The sequence below is a fragment of the Planktothrix sp. FACHB-1355 genome (assembly GCF_014748295.1).
GTDB lineage: Bacteria > Cyanobacteriota > Cyanobacteriia > Cyanobacteriales > Aerosakkonemataceae > Aerosakkonema > Aerosakkonema funiforme_A.
This window is the reverse complement of the sequence record NZ_JACJUP010000486.1, coordinates 1-4,732: the sequence shown is the minus strand read 5'-3', so window position 1 is coordinate 4,732 and position 4,732 is coordinate 1. Positions and strand designations below refer to the sequence as shown.

General features: G+C 41.9%; 7 protein-coding genes. 4 read left to right on the top strand and 3 right to left on the bottom strand.

Annotation, left to right across the window (positions count from 1 at the left end):
• Positions 1-545: hypothetical protein (locus tag H6S82_RS18960; protein ID WP_199317914.1), on the top strand; the 545-nt coding region annotated here is incomplete at its 5' end.
• A complete protein-coding gene (locus H6S82_RS18955) occupies positions 538-1,071 on the top strand; it encodes a dual specificity protein phosphatase family protein (RefSeq protein ID WP_190472357.1) in 534 nt (177 codons plus the stop codon). The genes H6S82_RS18960 and H6S82_RS18955, both read left to right, overlap by 8 nt.
• 6 nt (positions 1,072-1,077) lie before the next feature.
• On the opposite strand, the gene H6S82_RS18950 is transcribed toward H6S82_RS18955, so the two are convergent.
• Positions 1,078-1,893: a metalloregulator ArsR/SmtB family transcription factor gene (locus H6S82_RS18950; RefSeq protein ID WP_242057015.1), complete on the bottom strand. Its 816-nt coding sequence runs from the start codon at positions 1,891-1,893 to the stop codon at positions 1,078-1,080.
• 60 nt (positions 1,894-1,953) lie between these two features.
• Between H6S82_RS18950 and H6S82_RS18945 the strand changes: the two genes are divergently transcribed.
• Complete coding sequence (locus tag H6S82_RS18945) at positions 1,954-2,511, top strand: hypothetical protein (protein WP_190472360.1); 558 nt, start codon at positions 1,954-1,956, stop codon at positions 2,509-2,511.
• A gap of 15 nt (positions 2,512-2,526) precedes the next feature.
• Here H6S82_RS18945 and H6S82_RS18940 read toward each other — a convergent pair whose 3' ends face one another.
• Together H6S82_RS18940 and H6S82_RS18935 are read right to left on the bottom strand one after the other, a co-directional pair.
• On the bottom strand, positions 2,527-3,252 hold the full coding sequence (locus H6S82_RS18940; protein ID WP_190472363.1) for a hypothetical protein: 726 nt from the start codon (positions 3,250-3,252) through the stop codon (positions 2,527-2,529).
• Positions 3,249-3,845 (bottom strand): hypothetical protein, encoded by a 597-nt coding sequence (locus H6S82_RS18935; protein WP_190472366.1) that lies wholly within the window; start codon positions 3,843-3,845, stop codon positions 3,249-3,251. The genes H6S82_RS18940 and H6S82_RS18935 overlap by 4 nt, the downstream gene beginning before the upstream one ends.
• 567 nt (positions 3,846-4,412) lie before the next feature.
• Here H6S82_RS18935 and H6S82_RS18930 point away from each other — a divergent pair.
• On the top strand, positions 4,413-4,667 hold the full coding sequence (locus H6S82_RS18930) for a hypothetical protein (RefSeq protein ID WP_190472369.1): 255 nt from the start codon (positions 4,413-4,415) through the stop codon (positions 4,665-4,667).
• The last annotated feature ends 65 nt before the right edge of the window (positions 4,668-4,732 follow it).

Sequence of the window (4,732 nt, the reverse complement as noted above, 5' to 3'; positions counted from 1 at the left end):
ACGGAGATTGGAACAGCGCCCATCATCCTTTTACCTTTGCTAATGCGGTACACCAAGGTATCCGACGAGTACCAACAGTCGAACTTTTGCGCGGTGTATTCGATGCGGCAATGAGCGTATATCTGAATCGATTTCTCAATGTCCCACCTGTTCGATTACCGGAGCCAAAAGATACTATTGCCGATCCAGAATCGTTGCTCTCTAGCTTACCAGAACTGCTCGATCGCCAGCAGCAAGTTAACGAAACGGGACGATTAGTGGCGCAATATCTCTACAGTGGTGGTAAGCCAGAACATTTGATGGCAATACTGGCAAAACTGATGCTGCGGGAAAACCGGGATTTTCACGTAATTCAATCAATCGAAGCTGCTTTTCGACTGTATACTCAGTTAGCAGATCCGTTGGAAGGTGTGCCTGTGTTGGTGGCAACGGCGCGGTATTTGGCGGCTCATGCACCGACGATGCGATCGCAGGAACAAACCTATCAGATGGCGTATCGGTTGCATCGAGGCGATCGATTATTTGAAGAATCGGAAGATGTATAAATTTGCCGCAGCGTGTAAGAATGAATTAATTATTTTTGGGGCTTGCAGACCTGGATATTCCCAAAAGCAAATCCGTGCCTGGATTGAGTTTATGAAAAGCCAGGATATTCAACGAATCTGTTGCTTATTAGCAGAAGAACAACTAATTCGTTACCCCAAATTATTAGATTCTTACCAGGAGGAATTTGGTAGTGATAATGTTTGTTGGGCAGCGATCGCAGATTTTCATATTTGCGATCCTGCTACTCTTCACAACCAGATTTTACCGTTTCTTTTCACGTCCGATCGATCCCAGCAAAAAACGGTTATTCACTGTTCGGGCGGGATTGGACGAACGGGACATATTCTGGCTGCGTGGTTGATCTTTGGGCGGGGTTTATCCCAGCAAGCAGCGATCGAGGCAGTGAGAAAAACAGGTAGAAACCCTTACGAAGCAACGATTTTTGCGCCCTTGCGCGGTAAAAGTCCACTCCAGGTGTTAGCAGAACTGAATTACCTTTTAAATGCTTCTAGCACTCATTCATAAGGTTAGCTAGGTTTGCGATCGCTTCGGGCAAATTTGATAGGCACAGCGTCGTTCTCCGGCAATAATATGCTCGACACGCTGAATGTTAACCTCATCTCCCAGCACTGATTGAAAGGTTTCTAATTCCTTCGCGCACAGTCCAGTACAAGCGGTGGCGGCAGCACAAATGGGACAGTGATTTTGTACTAGCAGAAACGATCCATCTGCCATAATTTGGACTTGTGCTATGTAACCTTCATTGGTGCGAATTTCTGCTAATTTGTTCAATCGTTGCTTGAGCGATCGCTTTCCTTTCATTTGCTCGGTGTAACTTTCAATCTGTTGGCGAGTGAGGATTAAAAGTAACCGTTCTAATCCCACTTCCCCAAAAGCTTGTTTTACACAATTGAGTAGACTTAAGGTAAGTTCTGCGTATCCTTCTGGGAAAAAGCGATCGGCTGCTGGGGTTAGCTGCCATAACTTTGCAGGTCGTCCCATTGGACGGGGTTCTTCCTGATAGGTGACTAACTGTTCTTCCTGCAAAGCATAGAGATGCTGCCGCACTGCCATTGCTGTAATACCTAAGTGGGAGGCGAGGGTTTCTGCATCTAGGCTACCCTCTTGCTTTAACAACTGTACGATCGTCCGCCTTGTCCGAGTAGCGGTTTCTTGAGAAAGTGTTTTCTTTGCCATATTCACAAAGTAAAGAACTCTCTTTACAAAGTCAATGGCAGAAACCTTTATTTTGATAGCTTTCAAGTTATGGGTAATTGCCAGGACATGAAAGGAAGTACGATCGATCGCGCACAAAGTTATCGCAAAATAAAATATGGGAATTTTCAATTTTGAGCATTCTCATCAACGAAGGTTAGAGACAAATCTATTCAAACTCTGAGAGGACAAATGAATTTAGGCAGGATTATCTCTGGTTTAGTTGCAACAATGCTTCTAATTCCTACAATAAGTAACGCACAGAGTCGAAACCGCTTCCCATCAGGAGTAGCTTCTTTGGCTCAAATGGGATGTCAGAATATAAATGAACGTAGTCCTCGGATTTTTTTTCGTGGAATTGAGTACACAGCTATAAATCAGAATATTCCTGTAGGACGAACACTACTCACAGCGGTTGCTTATTTAAATTCTAGCGAATCGCCTAGTGAAATTTGGTGCAATCTTCGACAGCCTGATACAAGCCAAAGATTTAAAACCTTAAGGCTTGCATTTGGGTTTGATGCACGGGATGAGCAAAATAGAAGTTTTCAGGCAGTTGTTGTGAAATTTTCTCTAGCTAGAGACGAGGAACCAGCTCCCCGTACATTCTATCTAAGAATGGGAGACAAACGGCAAATAGAAATAGATATAGTAAACACTCGTATCCTGAAAATGGAGATTCAGTGTACAGGATATCCTACCGCTTCCGGTTGTCCGAGACTTTTCTTTTTTGAAGATACTTTAAGGTAAGAAGAAAAATTTTGGCTATGAGGGTGCATATTCTACCCTAATATTTCCTATAAGGATAGGACGATCTGTATAGACTGTAACTTGAATATTTCCATACCCTCCTAATCTTGGGTTGTTAGCCATGTATCGAATTAAAACACCAGTACCACCTGGATTGTAGGAGTTAGGGTAAGCGATATTTCCACTTGTGTTCCACCCTCCCATATTGTCATGGAATCTAGCGGCAGCTTCATGAGGCGGAAAAATAGCACGCTGTATCTCCCCAGGAGTCATTAGGGTATTTTCACTAAGATACTTAGCAGCACCAACCATACCAAGACTTGCTGGCCCTGAAAAGGTTGAGATAATAGGCTCATCGTTGACTAGGCGAGGAATAGAAAAGGCTACATTTTCACCCAATTGTTCTCGATTAGTGGCAGCTACAATGTATCTGTACTCAGCGCTTGGAATTTCTGCTGCTACTTGATTAGTGAAGTATCTATCAATCAAACTTCTTTGAGCTAATTGAGCTTGTAGGCGCTTATCAAACCAGTCTTGGTTACGGCGATTCCACGCACGAGTAGCTACAGAAAAAGCACCTTGAAGCAACATCCCAAATGCTAGATCAAGAAGTGAGCCTCCCAACAAGCGAAATAATAGAAAAATAACAGCATCAGCTTGCTTTGGTACAAGTAAACCTGAGCTAGTCATAAAGGATGCACTGGCTAAAGCTCCGGTTTGAATAAATTTTCTACGTTTCATTGTATGGTGTCATCTAAAAAGTATAAAGTAGGGCAAATATTGCTTGGTTTATCACCCCAATAAGTTCCATCTGTGGGATTGAGACAGTCAAATTCTAGCCCTAGATCTTCTGTTCCCTGGATGTCTACAACCCAATTGGTAGGAGTACCAAAAATAATAATTTTAGACTCCTTAAAGTTTCCGTTACTGTAGACTGATACGCGAATACTTCCACCCGTTGTTCTTCGTTGTTCGTCATTGAAACCTAAAGAAAGCTGTAACTGACTAAATCTCGGTGGCTCGCCCGGTTCAGCAATCTTGCAAATAACTGCAAGAGGTTTATTGCGACCAAGTTGCTGAGGACTGTTGATGTTAGCAACAGTTCTATAAAGCCTTCTTCCAATGCTAATTTCTCTCTGACTTCTAAACCATGCTGCCCCACTTACTCCTACCGTCTTCCGACATCCCCTAAAGCTTGTTAAATAGATAGGTTGTACACTATCTAAGTTTTGAGCTAGTGTAGTATCTTTAAGCACAAATGGAACCGTCCATAAAAATACGAAAAATAAGCTTACATAGCTTGCTTTCATTGGTACATTGATAAGCTGAAACACTAGCTTAGTCTCCTTCCATTACTTGAGTATCCCTGAAACATACGGAGTTAGTAAGATGTACCATACATAACTACACTTATGTGTATTATTATAATCAGTATAGGTTGAGCTTGCAAATACGGACTTGTTGGCGTAAGTGTTGACATACGTAGTTAGTTCGTATACCGAAGATTTGAGTGCAATACCTACGTGCCTAGTACCGTCAATCAAGTTTTGGGATTAACTGCCATGTTTAAACGCTGCTTAGCTTCCTCTAGAACTCAGAAAATAACTCTTAGAATCGTAGCTAGTCTGCTATTATTTTTTAGCTTGTCAATTCATGCTGAGGCAAAAACTTCAGAGGGATTTGAATTAGTGCCAAATAGTCTGAATAATACAGGTAATAATCAGTTTATTGCTAGAAGACCTTTACGTAACCTTATACACAGAGTTGAAAACGGACTACGCAGAGGAAATAACCCTGGTATAGTAATCGGGACTCCAAATAGACTGAGACAAGTTTTAGATAACTTTATACCAAAAACATTCCGATCTGGATCTAGACAATATTCCTTGGGAAGAAGCAGTATGCGACATATACTCACGCGGCATCATCCTGATTACTGGGATGGTTCTACCAGAACAACACAAACTTTCTTGAGGAGAAACATGACCATCAATGAAATTGAGAATGCTATCGAGTCGGTTATCGATCAAAATCATCAACGCCTGAGCAGATTAGGAGCAAATGGAAGCGATAAAGTTGAGGGTCTTGTAAATGGAACCATATATATTTTACAGGTAAGTAGAGGAAGGATAGGTTCGTTTTATCCAAAACCGTAATTCCTTTTCCAATCTAGACTCTTTATGTGGGATTTATTCTCCTACTGAATCTTCTTTGTATCCTA